Raw genomic sequence first — 21,725 nt, 5'->3', positions numbered from 1 at the left:
GTCATACCTCGTTGAGCGATTGGGCGGCATCCAGTGCCGCGCGGCCTCGGGGGCCGTGGAAATACTCGTGAATCCAGGCATCGTCCGTTTCCGAGACGACATCGATGGCGTCGGCCACCAATACCTTCTTCTGCGCCAGCACCGCCACGCGGTCGGTGATGGTGTACAGCGTGTCCAGGTCATGGGTGACCAGAAACACACTCAGGCCCAGCGCGTCGCGCAGGGTCAGGATCAACTGGTCGAATTGCGCCGCGCCGATCGGGTCGAGCCCGGCGGTGGGTTCGTCGAGGAACAAAATGTCCGGGTCCAGCGCCAGCGCGCGGGCCAGTGCGGCACGCTTGATCATGCCGCCGGAGAGCGACGCCGGGTATTTGTCAGCGGCGGACAACGGCAGCCCGGCCAAGGCCAGTTTGACCGCCGCCAGATGCTCGGCGTCGCGGCGGCTGAGGCCGGCGTGTTCGATCAACGGCAGTGCGACGTTTTCGGTCACCGTCAGCGAAGAGAACAGCGCGCCCTTCTGGAACAGCACACCAAAGCGCCGTTCGACCAGGGAGCGTTCATGTTCTGGCAGGCTTGGCAGGTTCTTGCCGAATACCCGCACTTCCCCTTCGCTGGGGCGGCGCAGGCCGACGATGCTGCGCAGCAGCACCGACTTGCCGCTGCCGGAGCCGCCGACCACTGCCAGGATCTCGCCTTTGTACAAGTCCAGGTCGAGGTTTTCGTGCACGCTCTGGCTGCCGAAGCGATTGCACAGGCCGCGCACTTCAATCACCGCCTCGCTGGGCGCCCGGTGTAGCCGACTCACCAGCCCATCTCCATGAAGAACAGTGCAGCCACCGCGTCCAGCACGATCACCACAAAGATCGATTGCACCACGCTGGAGGTGGTGTGGGCGCCGACCGACTCGGCACTACCGCTGACCTTGAAACCTTCCAGGCAACCGATGGCCGCGATCAGGAACGCGAAGATCGGCGCCTTGATCATGCCCACCACAAAGTGCTGCACGCCAATGTCCGAATGCAGCACCGAGAGGAACATCGCCGGCGAAATATCCAGGGCCACGGCGCACACCACGCCGCCGCCGATGATGCCCGAGAGCATCGCCAGAAAGGTCAGCATCGGCAGCGCCACCAGCAGCGCCAGTACGCGGGGCAGCACCAGCAGCTCCATCGGGTCGAGGCCCAGGGTGCGGATGGCGTCGATTTCTTCGTTGGCTTTCATCGAGCCGATCTGTGCGGTAAAGGCACTGGCGGTCCGGCCAGCCATCAGGATGGCGGTGAGCAGTACGCCGAACTCGCGAAGGAACGAGAACGCGACCAGGTCGACGGTAAAGATCGTGGCGCCAAAACTTTCGAGCACGGTAGCGCCGAGAAAGGCCACCACCGCACCGACCAGAAAGGTCAGCAAGGCCACAATGGGCGCGGCGTCGAGACCGGTCTGTTCGATATGGGCGACCATCGGTGTGACGCGCCAGCGCCGGGGCCTGAGAATGCTGCGGGCGAAGGTCTCGAGGATCAGGCCGACGAAGCCCAGCAGTTTCTTGCTGTCTTGCCAGACGGTGTCCACCGCCCGGCCGATCCGCGCCAGCACCTGGATGCCAGTGGCTTCTTCCGGTGCCTTGTCCGGCACGCAGAAATCATTCAGGGAGCGGTAGACGGTCTTGAGCAGTGCGCGGTCGGCGGCGGACAAGCTGCAATCGTTATGCTCGGCGGACTGTTCGATGCGGGTGGGGCCCAGCAGCTCCACCAGCAGTGACGCCCCGGCGGTGTCCAGGGCACCGAGGCCATTGAGGTCAATGCGGGCGCCGGCGTCGTACTGGCCGTCGAGGGTGTCCGACAGCTTCTTCAGGTGGGTGTAGTGGGCAAGTGTCCAGTCCCCCGTAATCCTGAGTAACGGAGGAACGGAGGACGTATCGAGGTGGGCTGCGCCGGCCATCGTACTGTTGGTCATAAGCTCCGAGCGTGTCTGCTATCCACAATTCCTACGTAATAGCACGATCCGACCTACTTTGGGTTGTCCGTTTGTGCTGTGTCCGTCACGTTGAATCGCAATACCCCGATCACCTGTCCGTCCTCGGTCAGCACCCGCACTTGCCAGCGGCCCACGGCATCCGCCGGGAAGTTCTGCTTGTGGGTCCAGGCGCGATAGCCTTCCTTGCGTCCGCCGTGGATATCCAGGGCAATGCGGTCGACCTCTTTGCCGTTGAATTTCCACACATGGTAGATCCGCTCATCCAGCCCGCGCGGGGCGTTGATGGCGGTGTAGGCGTAGAGTCCGCCGCTGCGCAACTGGGCGGCGTTGACTTCCTTGAGGTCATCGCCGGGCGTGCGGTCCTGCAGTTGGGTGCTGATAGCCACTTCGGTCATCCACAGGGTGGCCGGCGGCACCCAGCTGCGCAGGAACCAGCCGGCGCAGCCGATCGCCGCGGTGACGCCCAGCAGCATCGCCCAGCCTTTGAGGCTGCGCAGCGGCAGGCTCACTGCCAGGCTCGGGATCGACAAGGCCATGGCGACGCCGAGGGCCAGTTTGTAACTCTCGGCGGTGGTCAGGTGCAGGATGATCGGCAGCGCAGTGAGCAGCGCGGCGAACAGGGTCAGGGTGTGCAGCGCGAGAAACAGCGAGCGCTTGGGCGCCAGCCATTTGTAATACAGCGGGTCAGTGATCGACACCAGCGCCGCCGCGCCGAGCAAGCCGGTGAACACCGATTGCCCGCTGTTCCAGGCGGTGGTGACGAAAAAGAATGGCAGCACGAAGAACAGACTTTCCTGGTGGATCATCTGGGTCGCGTAGCGCAGCAAGGGTTCGGGAATTTCGCGCTTGAAGACTTTGGTGAACAGCTGGGTAAAGCTGTTTTCCAGCATCAGCCACAGCCAGCTCACCAGCATGATCACCGCGATCCAGCTGGCCATGCCCTGCTGGCGGTCCACCAGGATGAAACTGCACACGCCCGAGATAAAACCGCCGAGCGCAATCACCCCTGGGTAGCGCTTCATCAGTTCAAGGATGCGCTGGATATGGCGGGTCAGGTTCGGCATTCGGCGGTTCACAGTCTGGGTAGGAAAAATCCCCGACAGAATAACGCCTTAGCCCGTCGTTCGGTGCCTCATTGCGCAACTCGTTTGCGATAAGACCGCACGCCGATCAGCACAACGGTGATCAGCCCGAGCATGGCGGCGCCGATCCAGGTCAGCGTGTCATAGCTGAGCAGCGGCTTTTCGATGCGCCAGTAGCCCGGTTGGTTGAGTACTTGGCGCAAAGCCTGGTTGGTTTGCTTCAGGCTCACCGCCTTGATGCGTTTGACCGGGTCACTGAAGTGGCCGTTGTTGTAGTCGCCGGATGCGCTCCAGTAGTAATCGGCCAGGGCGCTGTTGCCTTGCACGGCCCAGGCCTGGCGGGCGATGGCGGCTTGTTGCAGGCGGGCGAAGACCGTTGGATCGAGGCCGTTCTTGAGCAAGTCGGCCTTGAGATCGCGCAGCACCTGTTCGGCGTCGGGGAGGTTTTCGCGCTCGAGGTCGGCGTTCAGGCTGAGGAAGCCGACGCCACCGAGTACTTCCCGTTCGCTCCAGGGACCGTAGGACAACGCGTGCTTGAGGCGCAGTTGACGGTACAGCGCCCAGTCGAAATAGTCCTTGAGCAAGTCATAGGTTTCATCGTGCTGATCGTCCAGTACCGGCTCGGGGAACAGCCAGTGCAGCTTGGCGCCGTCACCGAGCCAGCCATGGATCAATTCACGGCGGTCGGCGGCGGCGTGCTGGATTTCAGGGAGTGGCAGGTGTTCGCTGGGCTCGACCGGTTCGAGCTGGCCGTAGGTACGTTCCAGGTAGGCCGGCAGCAGCTTGTCGAGGTCGCCGACGATGATCAGGGTCATGTTGTTGGGCGCGTACCAGTTTTTGCGCAGGCTCTCCAACTGGTCGCGGGTCAAGTGATCGACCTCGGCGCGCTCGGCGCATTTGAGGCCCAGTTCGACTGCGAGCTGGTTGCTGGCGTTGTGGCCCAGGTCCTGGCGATCCAGCAGGCGTTGCAGGTGTGAGTAGTGACCGCCGTCCTCACGTTCGACCACCTGTTTGGCGGCCTTGATATTCGCGTCGGTCAGTTCGGTACGGGTCAGGATTGCCAGCAGCAGGTCGAGCACTTTGCGCTGGTTTTGCGCAGGCGCCTCGATCACGAAGGTGGTGTCGGCATTGCTGGTGTAGGCGTTCCACTCGCCGCCCAGGGCTTGCATGCGGTCTTCCAGATCGCCCTCGCCGCCGCCATCGATGCCGCTGAACAGCAAATGTTCCAGCAGGTGCGGCAGTTCCTTGTCCTCGCAACGGAAGTCATCCAGGCCCACGCCGACCACCAGGCGGATGGCCACATGCCCGCGCTCGGTGCCCGGTTTGAGCAGCAATTGCAGGCCATTGGGCAGGGCGTAACCCTCGACTTGCAGGCGGTCAAAGGCAAAGGTGTGGGCAGAACCCACGAGCAGGCAGGCAAGTAACAGGCGACGCATAACAAGCTTCCTGGCGAGTGAGGTCAGTGTTAACTGACTTCACGGGCCATCATCCGTTCAGGGCGAATGTGTGATGTCGGCAATATCTTCGGCGGAGAGTGCGCCGGTGTCGGACGTTTCCAACACTACATAGGCGCTGCTGCAAAACAGTGAATTGAGGCGCTTCATGTCGGCAATCAGTTCCAGGTGCAGCGAGCTGGTTTCCAGGCTCTGCACGATTTTGCGTTGCAGGCGGCTGACGTGGGCATGGGCCAGGCGGCGCTCCTGGGCGCGGAAGCGGCGTTTCTCACGCAGTAACTGGCGTGCGCTTTCCGGGTCGGCGCTGAGGAACACCGACAGGCCCAGGCGCAGGTTGGCGATCAACTGGCTGTGCAGGCCGGTGAGTTCTTCCAGGCCGACTTCCGAGAACTGCCGGCGTTGCGAGGTTTTCTGCTGTTGGACTTTACGCAGCATGCGCTCGATCAGGTCGCCGGCCAGCTTGAGGTTGATCGACAGCTCGATGATTTCCGCCCAGCGCCGGCTGTCTTGCTCGCTGAGGTCCTCCCGGGGCATTTGCGCCAGGTAGAGTTTGATCGCGCTGTACAGCGATTCGACGTCATCGCTGAGGCTGCGCATTTCCTGGGTGATGGCGGTTTGTTTGCCGCGCAACACCTCCTGCATGGCGCCAAGCATATTGTCGATCAGGTCGCCCAGGCGCAGGGTTTCCCGCGCCGCGTTGGCCAACGCCAGGCTGGGCGTGGTCAGGGCGGCCAGGTCGAGGTGGCGCGGCTTGGCCTTGCCGTTGCTCTCTTCGCGCTCGGGCAGCAGCCAGGCACACAAGCGTGCCATCGGGCCGATGGTGGGCAGCAGGATCAGGCAACGACTGACGTTGTAGAGCAGGTGGAAGGTGATGACCATGCCTTGGGCGCTGTAGTCCAGACCATCCATCCAGCGTACGAGCGGATCAAGGACCGGGATGATCAGCAGCAGGCCGATCAGTTTGTACAACAGGCTGCCCAGGGCCACCTGACGACCGGCGGCGTTTTGCATGCTGGTGCTGAGAAAGGCCAGCACACCGCTGCCGATATTGGCGCCGATCACCAGGCCGATGGCGACGTGCAAGCCGATTACACCGGCACCGGCCAGGGTGGCGGTGAGCAGGACGGCGGCCAGGCTGGAGTAGGAAATCATCGCGAACAGGGCACCGACCAGGGCGTCGAGCAGGATGTCGCCGGTCAGTGACGCGAACAGCACCTTCACGCCCTGGGCATGGGTAATCGGCCCGGCCGCTTCGACGATCAGTTGCAGGGCGAGGATGATCAGCCCGAGGCCGATGCCGACACGTCCCATCTGCCCTGCCCGCGTCTGCTTGCGCGACAGGAAGAAGATCACCCCGAGAAAGATCAGCAGCGGCGACAGCCAGGACAGGTCAAACGTCAGTACCCGCGCCATCAGTGCGGTACCGACATCGGCGCCGAGCATGGTGGCCAACGCAGGCGTAAGGCCCATCAGGCCCTGGCCGACAAAAGACGTGACCAGCATCGCGGTGGCGTTGCTGCTTTGCACCATGGCGGTCACCAGGATGCCGGCGACAAATGCCAGCCAGCGCCTGGACATGTTCTGCCCGATGACTTGACGCAAGTTGGAGCCGTAGACCCGCAAGATGCCGGTACGGACGATGTGCGTGCCCCAGATCAACAGGGTCACGGCGGAAAGCAGATTGAGCAAGGTCAGCATGCTCGGCCCCCCGTGTGGGTGCGCCCCAATCAGGGCGAAGGAAATTTACCGCGTGCCGCTCTACGTCTTGTACTTAAGCTGTAGTTGGCGAATGGGCTCTGCGCCAGCATCGCATAGCTGAAGTGGGGATTGAAACAAAACTGTCATGAAACCTGCGGGACGCAGAGCGTCCCACGAGGCATTCCCACGCAGAGCGCGGGAATGATCACGCGGCGTTCGGGTTATTGACCCGGAATGTCCTTGCGCAGTTTCACCGGGTCCTGCTGTTTCTTCTTTTTCGCGATGGCGGTGCGCATCTTGATGTTCACCGCTTCCACCGCCAGCGAGAACGCCATGGCGAAGTAGACGTAGCCTTTTGGTACGTGCACGTCGAAGGATTCGGCGATCAGCACGGTACCCACTACCAGCAGGAACGACAGGGCCAGCATTTTCAGCGACGGGTGCTTGTCGATGAACGCGCTGATGGTACCCGCGGCCAGCATCATCACCAGCACGGCGACGATGATTGCGGCAACCATGACCGGCACATGGGAGACCATGCCGACAGCCGTGATGACCGAGTCCAGGGAGAACACGATGTCGATGATCGCGATCTGCACGATGGTGTAGATGAACTTGCCGCCGGCGCCTTTCGGTTCGTCGTGGGTTTCATCTTCGCCTTCCAGGGCGTGGTACATCTCCTGGGAGCTTTTCCACAGCAGGAACAAGCCACCGAAGAACAGGATCAGGTCGCGACCGGAAATGCCCTGGCCGAAGACCACGAACAGGTCGGCGGTGAGTTGCATGACCCAAGTGATCGACAACAACAGCAGGATTCGCGTGACCATGGCCAGCGCCAGGCCGAAGATCCGGGTGCGGGCCTGCATATGCTTGGGCATGCGGCTGACCAGGATCGAAATCATGATGATGTTATCGATGCCCAGGACGATCTCGAGGGCCGTCAGGGTGAAGAAGGCAATCCAGATTTCCGGATTGGTCAGCCATTCCATGTGTATTCCTTTGAGCAAGTGTTAAACCGCGCCAGCTGCAGCGCCGCGCGGTGAGTCGGTAGGATTATAGAGTGCTGAACAGCGGAAAAATCCCCATCAGCAAAGCGGCGAACATTATGCACAGGCACACCAGCACTGCCCACTTCAGGGTAAAGCGCTGGTGATCGCCAAATTCGATCCCCGCCAGGGCGACCAGCAGGTAAGTCGAAGGGACCAACGGGCTGAGCAAGTGCACGGGCTGACCAACGATGGAGGCACGGGCCATTTCCACGGCGGTGATGCCATAGTGGCTGGCGGCTTCGGCCAGTACCGGCAATACGCCGTAGTAGAAGGCATCGTTGGACATGAAGAAGGTGAACGGCATGCTCACCAGCGCAGTGATCACTGCGAGGTACGGACCCATGGCTTGCGGGATCACGGCCAGCAGGCTCTTGGACATGGCGTCGACCATGCCGGTGCCCGACAGAATGCCAGTGAAGATACCGGCGGCGAAGATCAGCCCGACCACGGCGAGTACGCTGCCGGCGTGGGCGGCGACGCGGTCTTTTTGCTGTTGCAGGCACGGGTAGTTGACGATCATCGCGATACTGAATGCCACCATGAACAGTACGGGCAGCGGCAACAGGCCGGCGATCAGCGTGCACATCAGGGCGAAAGTCAGGGCGCCGTTGAACCAGATCAGCTTCGGACGGCGGGCGTCCGGGTACTGCGACACACTGATCTCGCTGTGGTCGATTTCATCGCCCTGCAGGTGCAGTTCACCCAGGCGCGCCCGCTCGCGTTTGCCGTACATATAGGCGATCACCAGGATCGCGATCACACCGGCCAGCATCGCCGGAATCATCGGTACGAAAATATCCGAGGGGTCGACATGCAGCGCACTGGCGGCACGGGCGGTCGGGCCGCCCCAGGGGGTCATGTTCATCACGCCACCGGCGAGGATGATCAAGCCGGCCATGATCCGCGGGCTCATGCCGATGCGCTGGTACAGCGGCAGCATGGCGGCCACGCAGATCATGTAGGTGGTGGCGCCGTCACCGTCGAGGGACACGACCAGGGCCAGCACGGCGGTACCAACGGATACTTTCAGGGGGTCGCCCTTCACCAGTTTGAGGATCTTGCGCACGGCCGGGTCGAACAGGCCGGAGTCGATCATCAGGGCAAAGTAGAGGATGGCGAACATCAGCATCACGCCGGTCGGCGCGAGCTTGGTGATGCCTTCGAGCATCATCGGGCCGATCTTCGGCGCGAAACCACCGAACAGCGCGAACAGGATCGGCACGATGATCAGGGCGATCAGCGCGGACAGGCGCTTGGTCATGATCAGGAACATGAACGTAATGACCATGGCAAAGCCAAGGAAAGTCAGCATAGGAGTACTCCAGGCGTAGCGCGGCTAGGGAATGGCGAACCGGGTCGGGTCAGCGCAGAACGAAAGTCACGAGACGTGCGGGTGGAGTCGGGGCAAAAAGGCGGGTAGGAGCGGACATCGGGAATCACCATTGTTGTTGTTAACAGCCGGTCTGTTGCCGACAGTGGGGGCGATCCTAGTCCTGGAAGCTTTCAGCCAGCTTTCGCCGGAAAAACAGGTGACGAAGGGAAAAAGCACAATCATTCAATAGATGGAGATTCAATGTGGGAGCTGGCTTGTCGGGTCGCCGCATCGTTGCCTTGCCCACCGCTATCGCAGGCAAGCCAGCTCCCACATTTCAGGGCAGTTCGAGCCCGCCGGAGGCTTTATGCAGCGCCCGCAGGTGTTCGCCCACCTGCTTGAGGTTGGCCTCGCAGGCGGCGATTTCGGCTGCGCGGGAAGGGTCCAGCAGCGCCCTCACCTGTTTGTCCAGTTCGCCCGTCAGCGACTGCAATTGTTTCTGGCGCTCGGCGCTTTCGGACTCCAATCGCTTGGACTCGGACGGCTGTGGCAAACCGTAGCCGCCGCTACCCAGCAGTTCTGCCGGACGACTCAGGAAGCCACTATTGGCGAGGATCTGTTGCAGCGTGGCGTTGGCCTGCTCCATGCCGCCGTTTTTCAGTTCACGGGCGCCGAGGTAGCGTTGTTTGACCTCGTCCTGGGCCAGCATCAGTTGCTTGCGAAAGCTGGCTTGCTCCAGCAACAGCAGCGCGGCGCTGGTACGCAAGTCCGCTTGGCCAAACCACTGGCGACGCTCCTCGGCGCTGAGTGACAGCCAGTCTTCGACTTGTGTTTGTTTGATCGGCAGGTGTTTGCGCAGCACGTCGAACATGGCCTGGTAACGCTCGCGGAACGAGTCGAAGTGGTAACCCAGGCGCAAGGCCTCGCGTTTGTCGTTCAGCACGCTGGTATCGGCCAGGCCGCGGGCCTGGAGTACTTCCAGCAAGCCGTTGGGGGTGATGTTGTCCAGGCCGGTCAGTTGCGGGTTGGCGCTGCCGCTGCGTAACAGTTTCAGGCTTTCGACGGCGCAGTTGTTCGACAGGAAGTAGTAGCTGCCGTCGTAGCTCCAGTGCATTTCGGCGGCATGTTCGACGGTGTCGTTGATTTCCTGCCGGCTCAACTTCAACGGCACGGAGGCCAGGCCGCGCAATTCGGTCTTGGTGTATTCGTCGATCACTTGGGCCAGTGGCAAAACGAACAGCCGAGATGGGTATTTACCGACCAGGCCATCCCAGCTCGACAACTGCACATCACCCACGAAGGCGCGATAGGACAGCACCAGGTGCTGGTCAAGGTCCAGCCGGCAATCCGGGCCGCGCGGGCGCCCAGGCGCGCAGATCACCAGACGCAGCATGCTGTGGCCCCAGCGGCTTACCAGGTTCTGGTTGGCTTCGGCCAACAGGTAATCGATTTCATACACCCGCTCCGGGTCGACCTGGCCCAGAGGGGTCTTGGCGAAGTCGTTGCCGGCGTTGAGGAATGCATAGGTCTTGGCGCAAGTGTCCTGTTTGGGCGGGGCCCAGCCGAAGTGTTGCTGGTAATAGCGGAACAGCGCGGGGCGACGGCAACCGTAGCTCGGGTCGAGGAGAAAGTACTCCATGTTGACCGCCACGAACTCCAGCGGGCTGGTGGTTTCGTAGATGTCCGGGCTGCGGGCCACCTGGCGGTTGTGCTGCTCGCGCTCACCGCGTCGACCCACGTATTGCGGCCAGCCGGCGAGGTCCAGCAGGCGCGGGTCATCACTGAGGGTGAAGCGACGGTCATTCTGGCCCCGACATTGGTCAGGCAGACCGATCAGCCCGGTGATGCTGTTCTGGCGGCTGCAGCGCTGGATCAGCGCGCGTTCGTCGCCGGACCAGAGTCGCGCCCGGTCATAAATGTGGGTGAGTTCGTGCAGCACAGTGGCGAGCATTTCCTCGCGCACGGTGCCGTGGGGGCGGTTGGTTTTTTGACTGGCGGCGCTGCCGTCGGTCAAGCCGGCCAAGAGGTTGCTGTTGAGGTCCAGTTTGGACACCAGCGAAGCCTGGCCGTAGGCGTTCTTGGGCATCTTGTCGGTCCAGCCGACATCGATGCGCCGGTCCAACTGCTCGATGAAACGCGGCGGCAGTGCGCGCATCGCGTCATCGAGCAACGTCTGGCTGGCCTGCTGTTCGGCCGGGCTCAAGCCTTCGGTCTTGAGCCGCAGTTGCAGGCTGGCGTGGGCGGTACCTGCGCTGAGCAGTACCGCCCCGGCCAGCAGCCAGGCGTTGAGCCGCCTCACAGTGCGAGGATGGCTTCGGCGAGGGTCTGGTCAGAGGCGTCACGGGCTTCCGGCACACGGGTGCGCAGGGTGTCGAACGCGGCTTCCAGTTGCGCGCCGCGGATTTCGCCGTTGGTGGCGACGAAGCTGGCGGCGTCATCGTGGGCTTCGCGCACGATTTTGGAGTCGCGGATGGAGGTGGTGGTATCGGACGTGAAATCGATCGTGCGGGCCGAGGCGCGAACGATGATGTTACTGGTGGCCTTCAGGGTTTGTGCGTGGGCAACATCGGCCAACAACAGCAGGCCGAGGGCGGCGGCGATCAGCGGGCTACGCATGGAAAGACTCCGAAATACAAAGATGGTTATTGGACGAGAATTGCTTGCGCCAGTTCAAGGTCGCTGGCGTTAAGTTTTGGCCGGGTGTGGCGCAGGCGGTCCAGAGCGGATTCCAGTCTCGCCCCACGCCATCGACCGTCAGTGGCGATGAACGCGGCAGCGTCCTCTCGGGCGGCCAGTACCACTTTCCTGTCGAAGGGCGCAGAGGTCACCTTGCTGGTGGCGTAGGCGGTCACGACGGTGTTCTGGGTGGTCAGGTCAAAAGCCGAAGCCAAAGGTGACCCGCAGGCGCAAAACAATACAGGGAGTATCAAACGGCGGTAAGAAAAAGCCATGGGACTCGACTACGGAAAGCGAGTGCCAAGGCTAGCGCAATGCCCGGGCGAGAGCCAGCGCGAAGGCGCGGGGAGCGGCGAACGCTCCCTGCGCAACCTCTTTGCTTAGATAGCCAGGATCGCCTGGGCCAGTTGGGCATCTGTCGCGGCATTCAATTGCGGGGCCTGTTGGCGAATCTGTGCCAGGGCGCTTTCCAGCTTCACGCCCCGAATGGCGCCTTCGCTGGCGACAAAGCTGGCAGCGTCGTCACGGGCGGCGCGCACGATCTTGTTGTCGCGCAAGGACGAAGTGGCATCGGAGCTTGCGTCGGACGTGGCTTTCAGGGCGCCGACGATGGAGTCGGTGGTCACGATGAAGCTGGTTGCACTGGCGTTGGCTGCCAAGGTCAAGAGGGCGGCGGCGCTCAACAGGCGAAGACGAGACATGGGATAGCTCCTGGATGGACAAATGAGGTGGTGCAATGCAGCCATTGTGGATCAGACGCCTGTTCCAAAAGGTTCGCCACCTGATGGCGGGATATTAATCCGCCGTTTGTCCGTTCGGAAAGTACCTTGACCGATCAGTCACGCCAGAACGGCTTGGCCAGTTCGGCCATCCGGTCGCCCTGACTGATGCCCGCATCCGACAATTCCCGGGGATCCAGTTGAGCGAGCTGGCGTCGCTCCTGAGCGTGGCGTGCCCACCTGACCAGATTGCAGGCGACGCGGAGTAACCATCGCTTAAAGAAAGAGGTGTGCGTATCCATGGTGAGCACCTTTCATGGGTATTGGGACACCATGTTGAGGGGCATGCAGTAACCGATACAGATACACAGAAGTTAAATTGTACTGCTTAACTGTTATATTTTTTAAACTGTACCTATTGTTCAAAACGACATCTGTTCAAGATGGTAAACCTCCAGAAACAACAAAGCCCGCCTCCGGTTTCCCGGGGCGGGCTTTGTCTTGTCGAATCAGGGTGCTGGCGGTTAACCCGTCGGGTCAGGGCCAGCGGGCGCCAATCAGCGCCAGAACGGCTTGCTCAGCTCTTCGTAGCGTTGAGCTTCGCTGATACCGGCGTCAGCCAGCAGACGCGAATCCAGACGAGCCAGTTGGTGGCGGCTGGAGATGCGGCGCTGCCACAACATCAGGTTGGCGAGAACGCGCAAAGGCAGGGAAGCCTGGGTGTTTACAGCTTTTTCTTCGAAGAACAGATCGGAACTGAGTGTACGTTCCATGATGACATCCTTCCGCTTGTGGCGGGATTAGGTAGTGGTTTAACTGATGCCAATGATCCTCTTCCCGGGCAAGACTCTCTAGATACAGTTCACCTGTATTGTGAGGGGCCAGTTAACTGTTTAAGAGGGCTGTACTGTTCGTAAATGGGGCAACTGTACTTGTCTGCACTGAAATAGTGCGAAATAAGTGTTTTCAGTCTGAGAGGTAGGATATTTCGGTAGGAAAAGGCCGGTACAGTAGTACAGTTTTTTAATAATCTAGCCCTGTTGAAATCGAGCTGATGAAACTGTGTTTGCATCAGCCCGAATCTGTATCAATCAACCCTTGAGCATGTGCCCGGTTTCTTCCAGGTTAATGTGCCAGCTCAGCGCATCCCGCAGGATGTGAGGCGTATGCCCGCCGAGGGCGCAGGCGGCAGTGAAGTAGCTGTTCAGGGCATCGCGATAGGCAGGGTGTACGCAGTTGTCGATGATCACACGCGCGCGCTCCCGGGGGGCAAGGCCACGCAGGTCGGCCAGACCGACTTCGGTGACAAGAATGTCGACGTCATGCTCGGTATGGTCCACGTGACTCACCATGGGCACCACACTGGAAATCGCGCCGCCCTTGGCAATCGACTTGGTCACAAAGATCGCCAGGTGAGCATTGCGAGCGAAGTCGCCGGAGCCGCCAATCCCGTTCATCATGCGCGTGCCGCAGACGTGGGTTGAGTTGACGTTGCCGTAGATGTCGAACTCCAGCGCCGTGTTGATGCCAATGATGCCCAGCCGGCGCACCACTTCCGGGTGGTTGGAAATTTCCTGCGGGCGCAATACCAGCTTCTCTTTATAGCGCTCCAAATTGCCAAACACATCGGCGTTGCGCCGTTCCGACAGCGTGATCGAACTGCCGGACGCAAAGCTCAGCTTGCCGGCGTCGATCAAGTCGAAAGTCGAGTCCTGCAGCACTTCCGAATACATGGTCAGTGCTTCGAACGGGGATTCGATCAGCCCGCACATCACCGCATTGGCAATGTTGCCAATCCCGGCCTGCAACGGACCGAGCTTGTTGGTCATGCGTCCGGCCTCGACTTCCTGCTTGAGGAAGTTGATCAGGTGATTGGCGATGCCTTGGGTGTCAACGTCCGGCGGCGTCACGGTGGAGGCTGAGTCGGCTTGCTGGGTGATGACGATGCCGACGATTTTTTCCGGTGGGATCGGAATCGCGGTGCTGCCAATACGGTCGTCGACCTTTACCAATGGAATCGGTGTTCGGGTTGGCCGGTAGGTCGGAATATAGATGTCGTGCAGCCCTTCCAGGTTCGGGTTGTGCGCGAGGTTGATCTCCACGATCACTTGTTTGGCGAAAATCGCAAAGCTGGCCGAGTTGCCGACAGAGGTCGTGGGCACGATATGACCTTGTTCGGTGATCGCGACCGCTTCGATCACGGCGATGTCCGGCAACTTGAGCTGGTTGTTGCGCAGTTGTTCGACGGTTTCCGACAAATGCTGATCGATAAACATCACTTCGCCTGCGTTGATGGCGCGGCGCAAGGTGCTGTCGACCTGGAACGGCATGCGTCGGGACAGCACGCCGGCTTCGGTCAGTTGCTTGTCCAGGTCATTGCCCAGGCTGGCGCCGGTCATCAAGGTGATTTTCAGCGGCGAGGTCTTGGCGCGTTCGGCCAGGGCGTGGGGGACGGCCTTGGCTTCACCGGCACGGGTGAAGCCGCTCATGCCGACGGTCATGCCGTCCTCGATCAGAGCGGCGGCCTCTGCCGCGCTCATGACCTTGTTCAACAATGAAGGCAAGCGGATACGATCACGGTACATGGATTGTTATCTCGGGCTACGGAAGCAAGGTGCGCAGTTTAGTGATTTCAAAAAATTTCGGCCCGCTACCATGGTCGAATGCCAGGCAGCGATTTAGAGCCTTTGGTCGGGTTTCATGTAGGTGCAAAGCGGGACGCAGAGCGTCCCTGGATGCGTTCCCACGCAGAGCGTGGGAACAATAAAAAAACCCCAGCCTACAAGAGGCCGGGGTTTCGGGTATTGCGCTGAAGCAGTGTTATTCGACGGCCTTGACCATGTCTTCGATAACTTTCTTGGCGTCGCCGAACACCATCATGGTCTTGTCCAGGTAGAACAGCTCGTTGTCCAGGCCGGCATAGCCGCTGGCCATTGAGCGCTTGTTGACGATGATGGTCTTGGCCTTGAACGCTTCGAGGATCGGCATGCCGGCAATCGGCGAGTTCGGGTCGTTCTTGGCAGCCGGGTTGACCACGTCGTTGGCGCCCAGTACCAAAACCACGTCGGCCTGGCCGAATTCGGAGTTGATGTCTTCCATCTCGAACACCTGGTCGTAAGGCACTTCGGCCTCGGCCAGCAGCACGTTCATGTGCCCGGGCATGCGACCGGCGACCGGGTGAATGGCGTACTTCACGGTGACACCGTGATGGGTCAGTTTTTCGGTCAGTTCCTTGAGGGCATGCTGCGCGCGGGCGACTGCCAGACCGTAGCCCGGCACGATGATCACGGTGTCGGCGTTGGTCAGCAGGAAGGTGGCGTCGTCTGCCGAGCCGGACTTCACCGGACGTGCTTCTTTTGAGCCGGTTGCCGCCGTGGCATCCGAGGTATTGCCGAAACCACCGAGCAACACATTAAAGAAGGACCGGTTCATCGCCTTGCACATGATGTACGACAGGATTGCGCCGCTCGAGCCCACCAGAGAGCCGGCGATGATCAGCATCGAGTTGTTCAGCGAGAAGCCGATTCCCGCCGCCGCCCAGCCGGAATAGCTGTTGAGCATCGAGACGACCACTGGCATGTCGGCGCCGCCGATCGGGATGATGATCAGCACGCCAAGCACGAAAGCCAGCGCCAGCATCAGCGCAAAAGCAGTGAGATTGCCGGTGAACATGAACACCAGGCCCAGGCCGAGGGTGGCCAGGCCCAAAACCAGGTTCAGTTTGTGTTGGCCGCCGAACTGTACGGGTGCGCCCTGGAACAGGCGGAACTTGTACTTGCCTGACAGTTTGCCGAAGGCGATCACCGAACCGGAGAAGGTGATTGCACCGATGGCGGCACCGAGGAACAGCTCCAGGCGGTTACCGGCAGGAATCGAATCGCCCAGGTGTTTGACGATGCCCAGGGACTGGGGCTCGACCACGGCGGCGATTGCGATGAAGACCGCAGCCAGGCCGATCATGCTGTGCATGAACGCCACCAGCTCCGGCATTTTGGTCATCTCTACGCGCTTGGCCATAATCGACCCGGCGGTGCCGCCGATCAGCAGGCCGATAATCACGTAGCCAATGCCAGCAGTTGCCAGCTCGGCGCCCAACTTATAGATGAGGCCGACGGTGGTGAACACCGCCAGCGCCATGCCGAGCATGCCGAACAGGTTGCCGCGTCGTGAAGTGGTTGGGTGCGACAGGCCCTTGAGAGCCTGGATGAAACAGATCGACGCGATCAAGTAGAGCGTCGTGACGAGATTCATGCTCATTACTTGGACGCCTCTTCTTTTACTTTCGGGGCTTTCTTCTTGAACATCTCAAGCATGCGACGTGTCACCAAAAAACCGCCGAACACGTTGACTGCCGCCAGAGCCACCGCGAGGGTGCCCATGATTTTGCCCAGCGGGGTCACAGTGAGGGCCGCAGCCAGCATGGCGCCGACGATCACGATTGCCGAAATCGCGTTGGTCACCGCCATCAATGGCGTGTGCAGCGCGGGGGTCACGTTCCAGACCACGTGGTAACCGACATAAATCGCCAGCACAAAGATGATCAGGTTGTAGATACCGGGGGAGATAAGCTCTTCCATCGTCTGAATCCCTGTTTAGGCGTTTTTGCGGATGACTTGGCCGTCGCGGCACATCAAGCACGCGGCGACGATGTCGTCTTCGAGGTTGATTTCAAACTGCCCTTCCTTGGTGAAGACCAGCTTCAGGAAGTCCAGCAGGTTGCGCGCATAGAGGGCTGATGCGTCGGCGGCGACTGCACCGGCCAGGTTGGTCGGGCCACAGATAGTCACGCCGTGCTCGACAACCACTTGGTCGGCAACAGTCAGCGGGCAGTTACCACCTTGGGCGGCAGCGAGGTCGATCACTACTGAGCCGGGTTTCATCTGCGCGACGGTGTCGGCGCTGAGCAGGGTCGGTGCCTTGCGGCCGGGGATCAGTGCGGTGGTGATGACAATGTCGGCCTGCTTGGCGCGTTCGTGCACGGCCAGAGCCTGGCGCTGCATCCAGCTGGTGGGCATCGGACGGGCATAACCGCCGACGCCGACGGCGCATTCGCGTTCTTCATCGGTTTCGTAGGGCACGTCGACGAACTTGGCGCCGAGGGATTCGATCTGCTCTTTCACGGCTGGGCGCACGTCGGAGGCTTCGATCACGGCGCCCAGACGTTTCGCTGTAGCGATGGCCTGCAAGCCTGCAACGCCAGCACCCAGAATCAACACACGCGCAGCTTTCACGGTGCCAGCGGCGGTCATCAGCATCGGCATGAAGCGTGGGTAGTGATGGGCCGCCAGCAGCACGGCCTTGTAGCCGGCGATGTTGGCTTGCGAGGACAGCACGTCAAGGCTCTGGGCGCGCGAGGTGCGCGGGGCCGCTTCGAGAGCGAAGGCGGTGATGCCGCGTTCGGCCAGCCTGTTAATGGTTTCGTTGCTGAACGGGTTGAGCATGCCCACCAGAACAGTGCCGCTTTTGATCAGCGTAAGTTCGCTGTCGCTGGGGGCTACCACCTTGAGAATCAGCTCTGCGCCAAACGCATCGCTGGCACTGCCAATGGTTGCGCCTGCCGTTTCATAGGCACTGTCCACGACGCTGGCCTGAATGCCGGCTCCGCTTTGTACAGTGACCTTATGGCCCTGGCCGATCAGCTTCTTGATGGTTTCCGGGGTGGCTGCCACCCGCGTTTCACCGGTCTGGGTTTCGAGAGGAACACCAATGTGCACGTCAAATCTCCTGCATGATCTTTTTGCTTTTGATCTTTTTGTAAAAAGGCCAGTGCACCGTGAGTGGCGCAGCTGGGGCGGCCGATCAGCACGATCCCGCTGAAATGACAGCGGGGCGCGGCATTTTGCAGGCGAACTTTACGGCCTTCAAGAGATTATGACGGGTGACGAAAAATTAACTACAAGTCACCCTGTGACTGATTGTCGCAACACGCCAAAATAACCGCTTTAAATACAGGTATTTAAAGGGCTTCAGGTGATTTATACGGCTTTTCCCATGATTGGCGTGAATGGTCGTGCATTGGCTTGTGAAAGTCGCTACAAGCCATGAAATTACTGGCTAATACGTCGATTTCAGGCTGACAAGTACAGTCTGTTTAAATGCGACATTCACTTATATCTGTAGGTCTTATTTTTATCTGACTACAGGGTCAAAAATCGGCCAGGCCCTTTAAATTCAGGGGTTATAACGTTGGGACTGATCAATCAGCCAGTCTCTAAAGGCTTGCAAGGATGCAGATTCGACCTTTCTCTCGGGAATCATCAGGTAATAGGCCTTTGAGCTGCTCAATGCCTCTGGGTGTGCGATGACCAGTCGCTGCTCCTCCAGCTCTCGCTGGATCAGAAAGGGTGGAATCAACGCAATTCCCATGTCATGCATGGCCGCCTGGGACAACATCGAGAATAGCTCGTAACGAGGACCTGTCATGTCGCGGGGAACGTTGAGCTGTTGCGCGTTGAGCCACTGGCGCCATGCGTAGGGCCGAGTGGTCTGTTGCAGTAATGGCAGTTCGGCGATCTCCTGAGGGCTGAACCGTGTTCGAGTCCCCAATAGCCGCGGGCTGCACACGGGCACGGGGTTTTCTCCCATTAGCCTGTGAGATTCGGTGCCGGACCAGTCGGCATCCCCAAAGTAGATAGCGGCGTCGAATTCGGTATCGGCAAACAGGAACGGACGCGTTCGGTTGGTGAGGTTGACCGTGACTTCAGGGTGTTGGCGCTGAAAATCCTTTAGGCGTGGGATCAGCCACTGAGTACCGAAAGTGGGGACGACGGCCAACTCAATGGTGTTTGCACCCTGTTGCCCCATGACTGACAGGGTATCGCGCTCGACGGCGTCCAGTTGCGCGGCAACACGACGGCTGTATGAGAGTCCCGCTTCGGTGAGCTTGACCCCGCGTCGCGAGCGGCGAAACAGCTCGACACTCAAGAACTCCTCAAGGCTGGCGATCTGCCGACAGATGGCGCCCTGGGTGAGGGAAAGTTCGTTCGCCGCTTTGGTAAAGCTTTCGTGGCGGGCCGCAGCTTCAAAGCTGACGAGGGCGGTGGTGCTGGGAATTTTTCTGCGCATGTACCTAGTACTCACTGATCAAGCGCTGCTGCGCCCCTGTTAAATGTTTCGAAGTGAGAAATTAGCACAACCCTATGCGCAAACCTCGTTTGCCCTCTGTGAGCGTCCGGCCTAGGCTCCATGCACGACTTTTGAATTTTTCAACGAGGGCTCATTCATGGCTGGCAAGGCAAGCTTCAATTGGATCGATCCATTGCTGTTGGATCAGCAGCTCACCGAAGAAGAGCGCATGGTGCGTGACAGCGCTGAGCAATTCGCGCAGGACAAGTTGGCGCCGCGTGTACTCGAAGCTTTCCGTCATGAAAAAACCGATCCCGCCATCTTTCGTGAAATGGGTGAAACCGGCCTCCTGGGCGCGATGATTCCCGAGCAGTACGGCGGCAGTGGCTTGAATTACGTCAGCTATGGGCTGATTGCGCGTGAGGTGGAGCGGGTCGACTCCGGTTATCGGTCGATGATGAGTGTGCAATCGTCATTGGTCATGGTGCCGATCAACGAGTTTGGCACTGAGGCGCAGAAGCAGAAGTACTTGCCGAAGCTGGCGTCTGGCGAATGGATTGGGTGCTTCGGCCTGACTGAGCCCAACCACGGTTCTGATCCCGGCGCGATGGTTACGCGGGCGCGCAAGGTAGACGGTGGCTACAGCCTGACAGGCGCCAAGATGTGGATCACCAACAGCCCTATCGCGGATGTGTTTGTGGTGTGGGGCAAGGATGATGCGGGTGACATCCGAGGGTTTGTCCTGGAGAAGGGTTGGAAGGGGCTGAGTGCCCCGGCGATTCACGGCAAGGTCGGTCTGCGGGCGTCCATCACCGGCGAGATCGTGATGGATAACGTGTTTGTGCCGGAAGAAAATATCTTCCCGGATGTCCGGGGTCTTAAAGGGCCGTTCACTTGCCTGAATTCGGCGCGTTATGGCATTTCCTGGGGGGCCCTGGGGGCTGCTGAATTCTGTTGGCACACCGCACGCCAGTACACCCTGGATCGCCAGCAATTCGGCCGTCCGCTGGCTGCGACGCAACTGGTCCAGAAGAAACTGGCCGATATGCAGACCGAGATCACCCTGGCCCTGCAAGGCTGCTTGCGCCTGGGGCGTATGAAGGATGAGGGGACTGCGGCGGTGGAGATCACCTCGATCATGAAGCGTAACTCGTGTGGGAAATCCTTGGATATCGCGCGCATGGCCCGAGACATGTTGGGTGGCAACGGTATTTCCGATGAGTTTGGAGTGGCGCGTCATCTCGTTAACCTTGAGGTGGTGAATACCTATGAGGGTACCCATGACGTGCATGCGCTGATTTTGGGGCGTGCACAGACCGGTCTTCAGGCGTTCTATTAATAGGAGCACGACATGGGCGCGCTTTCGCACCTACGGGTACTGGATTTATCACGGGTGCTGGCGGGGCCCTGGTCCGGGCAGATCCTTGCAGACCTTGGCGCTGAAGTGATCAAGGTCGAACGGCCAGTCAGTGGTGATGACACGCGTGCATGGGGGCCGCCCTTTCTTAAGGACGCCTATGGTGAGAACACCAGTGAGGCGGCGTACTACCTGTCGGCCAATCGTAATAAAGAGTCGGTGACGATCGACTTCACGCAGCCAGAGGGGCAGAAGCTGGTGCGTGACTTGGCGGCCAAGTCGGACATCCTGATCGAGAACTTCAAGGTCGGCGGGTTGGCGGCGTATGGTCTGGATTATGAGTCGCTCAAGGAGATCAATCCGGAGTTGATCTACTGCTCGATCACGGGTTTTGGCCAGACAGGGCCTTATGCCGCGAGAGCGGGCTACGACTTCATGATTCAAGGGTTGGGTGGGTTGATGAGCCTGACCGGGCGCCCTGAGGGGGACGAGGGCGCTGGACCGGTAAAAGTTGGGGTTGCGCTGACGGATATTCTGACCGGGCTTTATTCGACCGTGGCCATTCTGGCGGCATTGGCCCATCGTGATCATGACGGTGGTGGTCAGCATATCGACATGGCCTTGCTGGACGTGCAGGTGGCTTGCCTTGCCAATCAGGCGATGAATTATCTGACGACCGGCGTGTCGCCCAAGCGTTTGGGGAATGCGCATCCGAATATCGTGCCGTATCAGGATTTTCCTACGGCTGACGGTGATTTCATTCTGACAGTGGGTAACGATGGGCAGTTTCGCAAGTTCGCTGAAGCGGCGGGTCAACCGCAGTGGGCGGATGACCCTCGGTTTGCGACCAATAAGCTGCGGGTGGCCAATCGGGCGCAGCTGATTCCGCTGATTCGCCAAGCGACAGTGTTCAAGACGACGGCAGAATGGGTTTCGCTGCTGGAGCAAGTCGGTGTGCCGTGTGGGCCGATCAATGACTTGGCGCAGGTTTTCGCGGACGCTCAGGTAAAGGCTCGCGGTTTGGCGATTGAGTTACCCCATGCCTTGGCTGGGAGCGTGCCTCAGGTTGCCAGTCCTATACGGCTGTCCAAGACGCCCGTGGAATATCGTCTTGCACCGCCGTTGTTGGGGGAGCACACGGTCCAGGTGCTGCAGCAGGTATTAGGGTTGGGAACGGCGAATGTGGAGGCGCTTAGGGAGGCTGGGGTTATTTGAAGTTCCTCTTCTATATAGTCGCTACGATGCTGTGTGGGTCGGTCTTGGTTATTTGATAGAAACTCAAATTAAGTGTTGACGTCGAATTTTATCTGTCTATAATTCGCCCCACTTCCGGCGCAGTCGA

At 60.2% G+C, this 21,725-nt stretch carries 20 protein-coding genes; 2 read left to right on the top strand and 18 right to left on the bottom strand.

Annotated features, from left to right (window positions below):
- Position 1: 1 nt before the first annotated feature.
- From ACW9IN_RS19115 to ACW9IN_RS19030, 18 genes are all read right to left on the bottom strand, one after another.
- Positions 2-805 (bottom strand): ABC transporter ATP-binding protein, encoded by an 804-nt coding sequence (locus ACW9IN_RS19115; RefSeq protein ID WP_071490959.1) that lies wholly within the window; start codon positions 803-805, stop codon positions 2-4.
- Positions 802-1,950, bottom strand: coding sequence for an MlaE family ABC transporter permease (locus tag ACW9IN_RS19110; RefSeq protein WP_457367358.1), 1,149 nt, complete (start codon positions 1,948-1,950; stop codon positions 802-804). Before ACW9IN_RS19110 ends, ACW9IN_RS19115 begins: the two co-directional genes overlap by 4 nt.
- A gap of 53 nt (positions 1,951-2,003) precedes the next feature.
- On the bottom strand, positions 2,004-3,035 hold the full coding sequence (locus ACW9IN_RS19105) for a DUF5924 family protein (RefSeq protein WP_457367357.1): 1,032 nt from the start codon (positions 3,033-3,035) through the stop codon (positions 2,004-2,006).
- A 68-nt stretch (positions 3,036-3,103) separates the two neighbouring features.
- Positions 3,104-4,489, bottom strand: coding sequence for a M16 family metallopeptidase (locus tag ACW9IN_RS19100; RefSeq protein WP_457367356.1), 1,386 nt, complete (start codon positions 4,487-4,489; stop codon positions 3,104-3,106).
- Between the two features lie 57 nt (positions 4,490-4,546).
- Complete coding sequence (locus tag ACW9IN_RS19095; RefSeq protein ID WP_457367355.1) at positions 4,547-6,205, bottom strand: Na/Pi cotransporter family protein; 1,659 nt, start codon at positions 6,203-6,205, stop codon at positions 4,547-4,549.
- A gap of 221 nt (positions 6,206-6,426) precedes the next feature.
- Positions 6,427-7,194 (bottom strand): TerC family protein, encoded by a 768-nt coding sequence (locus ACW9IN_RS19090; protein WP_457367354.1) that lies wholly within the window; start codon positions 7,192-7,194, stop codon positions 6,427-6,429.
- Between the two features lie 64 nt (positions 7,195-7,258).
- Complete coding sequence (locus ACW9IN_RS19085) at positions 7,259-8,566, bottom strand: CitMHS family transporter (RefSeq protein WP_457367353.1); 1,308 nt, start codon at positions 8,564-8,566, stop codon at positions 7,259-7,261.
- A 337-nt stretch (positions 8,567-8,903) separates the two neighbouring features.
- A complete protein-coding gene (locus ACW9IN_RS19080; RefSeq protein ID WP_457367352.1) occupies positions 8,904-10,865 on the bottom strand; it encodes a DUF7844 domain-containing protein in 1,962 nt (653 codons plus the stop codon).
- On the bottom strand, positions 10,862-11,182 hold the full coding sequence (locus ACW9IN_RS19075) for a DUF2388 domain-containing protein (protein ID WP_457367351.1): 321 nt from the start codon (positions 11,180-11,182) through the stop codon (positions 10,862-10,864). The genes ACW9IN_RS19080 and ACW9IN_RS19075 overlap by 4 nt, the downstream gene beginning before the upstream one ends.
- Before the next feature lie 26 nt (positions 11,183-11,208).
- Positions 11,209-11,517 (bottom strand): DUF2388 domain-containing protein, encoded by a 309-nt coding sequence (locus ACW9IN_RS19070; RefSeq protein WP_457367350.1) that lies wholly within the window; start codon positions 11,515-11,517, stop codon positions 11,209-11,211.
- A gap of 105 nt (positions 11,518-11,622) precedes the next feature.
- Positions 11,623-11,943, bottom strand: coding sequence for a DUF2388 domain-containing protein (locus ACW9IN_RS19065; RefSeq protein ID WP_457367349.1), 321 nt, complete (start codon positions 11,941-11,943; stop codon positions 11,623-11,625).
- A gap of 134 nt (positions 11,944-12,077) precedes the next feature.
- A complete protein-coding gene (locus ACW9IN_RS19060; RefSeq protein ID WP_457367348.1) occupies positions 12,078-12,263 on the bottom strand; it encodes a DUF1127 domain-containing protein in 186 nt (61 codons plus the stop codon).
- Between the two features lie 255 nt (positions 12,264-12,518).
- On the bottom strand, positions 12,519-12,734 hold the full coding sequence (locus tag ACW9IN_RS19055; protein WP_003214752.1) for a DUF1127 domain-containing protein: 216 nt from the start codon (positions 12,732-12,734) through the stop codon (positions 12,519-12,521).
- Between the two features lie 318 nt (positions 12,735-13,052).
- Positions 13,053-14,546 carry an acetyl-CoA hydrolase/transferase family protein gene (locus tag ACW9IN_RS19050; RefSeq protein ID WP_457367347.1) on the bottom strand — a complete coding sequence of 498 codons (1,494 nt, stop codon included), beginning with the start codon at positions 14,544-14,546 and terminating at the stop codon, positions 13,053-13,055.
- Between the two features lie 235 nt (positions 14,547-14,781).
- Positions 14,782-16,218 (bottom strand): NAD(P)(+) transhydrogenase (Re/Si-specific) subunit beta, encoded by a 1,437-nt coding sequence (locus ACW9IN_RS19045; protein WP_457367346.1) that lies wholly within the window; start codon positions 16,216-16,218, stop codon positions 14,782-14,784.
- Entirely contained in the window at positions 16,218-16,538 is a 321-nt protein-coding gene (locus tag ACW9IN_RS19040; RefSeq protein WP_457367345.1) for an NAD(P) transhydrogenase subunit alpha, read from the bottom strand. The genes ACW9IN_RS19045 and ACW9IN_RS19040 overlap by 1 nt, the downstream gene beginning before the upstream one ends.
- A gap of 15 nt (positions 16,539-16,553) precedes the next feature.
- Positions 16,554-17,675, bottom strand: a complete 1,122-nt coding sequence (locus ACW9IN_RS19035) for a Re/Si-specific NAD(P)(+) transhydrogenase subunit alpha (protein ID WP_457367344.1) — start codon at positions 17,673-17,675, stop codon at positions 16,554-16,556.
- Positions 17,676-18,132: 457 nt separating this feature from the next.
- A complete protein-coding gene (locus tag ACW9IN_RS19030) occupies positions 18,133-19,026 on the bottom strand; it encodes a LysR family transcriptional regulator (protein WP_457367343.1) in 894 nt (297 codons plus the stop codon).
- 157 nt (positions 19,027-19,183) lie between these two features.
- On the opposite strand from ACW9IN_RS19030, the gene ACW9IN_RS19025 reads away from it, so the two are divergent.
- Positions 19,184-20,365, top strand: a complete 1,182-nt coding sequence (locus ACW9IN_RS19025) for an acyl-CoA dehydrogenase (RefSeq protein WP_457367342.1) — start codon at positions 19,184-19,186, stop codon at positions 20,363-20,365.
- 12 nt (positions 20,366-20,377) lie between these two features.
- On the top strand, positions 20,378-21,598 hold the full coding sequence (locus ACW9IN_RS19020) for a CaiB/BaiF CoA transferase family protein (RefSeq protein WP_457367341.1): 1,221 nt from the start codon (positions 20,378-20,380) through the stop codon (positions 21,596-21,598).
- Positions 21,599-21,725 lie beyond the last annotated feature (127 nt).

The organism is Pseudomonas sp. SDO5271_S396 (assembly GCF_054071795.1).
This window is presented reverse-complemented; position numbering and strand designations above follow the sequence as displayed.

Coding starts and splice junctions, on each gene's coding strand:
- ACW9IN_RS19110 (WP_457367358.1), bottom strand. CDS start 1,950: ATGACCAACAGTACGATGGCCGGCGCAGCCCACCTCGATACGTCCTCC.
- ACW9IN_RS19105 (WP_457367357.1), bottom strand. CDS start 3,035: ATGCCGAACCTGACCCGCCATATCCAGCGCATCCTTGAACTGATGAAG.
- ACW9IN_RS19100 (WP_457367356.1), bottom strand. CDS start 4,489: ATGCGTCGCCTGTTACTTGCCTGCCTGCTCGTGGGTTCTGCCCACACC.
- ACW9IN_RS19095 (WP_457367355.1), bottom strand. CDS start 6,205: ATGCTGACCTTGCTCAATCTGCTTTCCGCCGTGACCCTGTTGATCTGG.
- ACW9IN_RS19090 (WP_457367354.1), bottom strand. CDS start 7,194: ATGGAATGGCTGACCAATCCGGAAATCTGGATTGCCTTCTTCACCCTG.
- ACW9IN_RS19085 (WP_457367353.1), bottom strand. CDS start 8,566: ATGCTGACTTTCCTTGGCTTTGCCATGGTCATTACGTTCATGTTCCTG.
- ACW9IN_RS19075 (WP_457367351.1), bottom strand. CDS start 11,182: ATGCGTAGCCCGCTGATCGCCGCCGCCCTCGGCCTGCTGTTGTTGGCC.
- ACW9IN_RS19070 (WP_457367350.1), bottom strand. CDS start 11,517: ATGGCTTTTTCTTACCGCCGTTTGATACTCCCTGTATTGTTTTGCGCC.
- ACW9IN_RS19065 (WP_457367349.1), bottom strand. CDS start 11,943: ATGTCTCGTCTTCGCCTGTTGAGCGCCGCCGCCCTCTTGACCTTGGCA.
- ACW9IN_RS19060 (WP_457367348.1), bottom strand. CDS start 12,263: ATGGATACGCACACCTCTTTCTTTAAGCGATGGTTACTCCGCGTCGCC.
- ACW9IN_RS19055 (WP_003214752.1), bottom strand. CDS start 12,734: ATGGAACGTACACTCAGTTCCGATCTGTTCTTCGAAGAAAAAGCTGTA.
- ACW9IN_RS19050 (WP_457367347.1), bottom strand. CDS start 14,546: ATGTACCGTGATCGTATCCGCTTGCCTTCATTGTTGAACAAGGTCATG.
- ACW9IN_RS19045 (WP_457367346.1), bottom strand. CDS start 16,218: ATGAGCATGAATCTCGTCACGACGCTCTACTTGATCGCGTCGATCTGT.
- ACW9IN_RS19040 (WP_457367345.1), bottom strand. CDS start 16,538: ATGGAAGAGCTTATCTCCCCCGGTATCTACAACCTGATCATCTTTGTG.
- ACW9IN_RS19030 (WP_457367343.1), bottom strand. CDS start 19,026: ATGCGCAGAAAAATTCCCAGCACCACCGCCCTCGTCAGCTTTGAAGCT.
- ACW9IN_RS19025 (WP_457367342.1), top strand. CDS start 19,184: ATGGCTGGCAAGGCAAGCTTCAATTGGATCGATCCATTGCTGTTGGAT.
- ACW9IN_RS19020 (WP_457367341.1), top strand. CDS start 20,378: ATGGGCGCGCTTTCGCACCTACGGGTACTGGATTTATCACGGGTGCTG.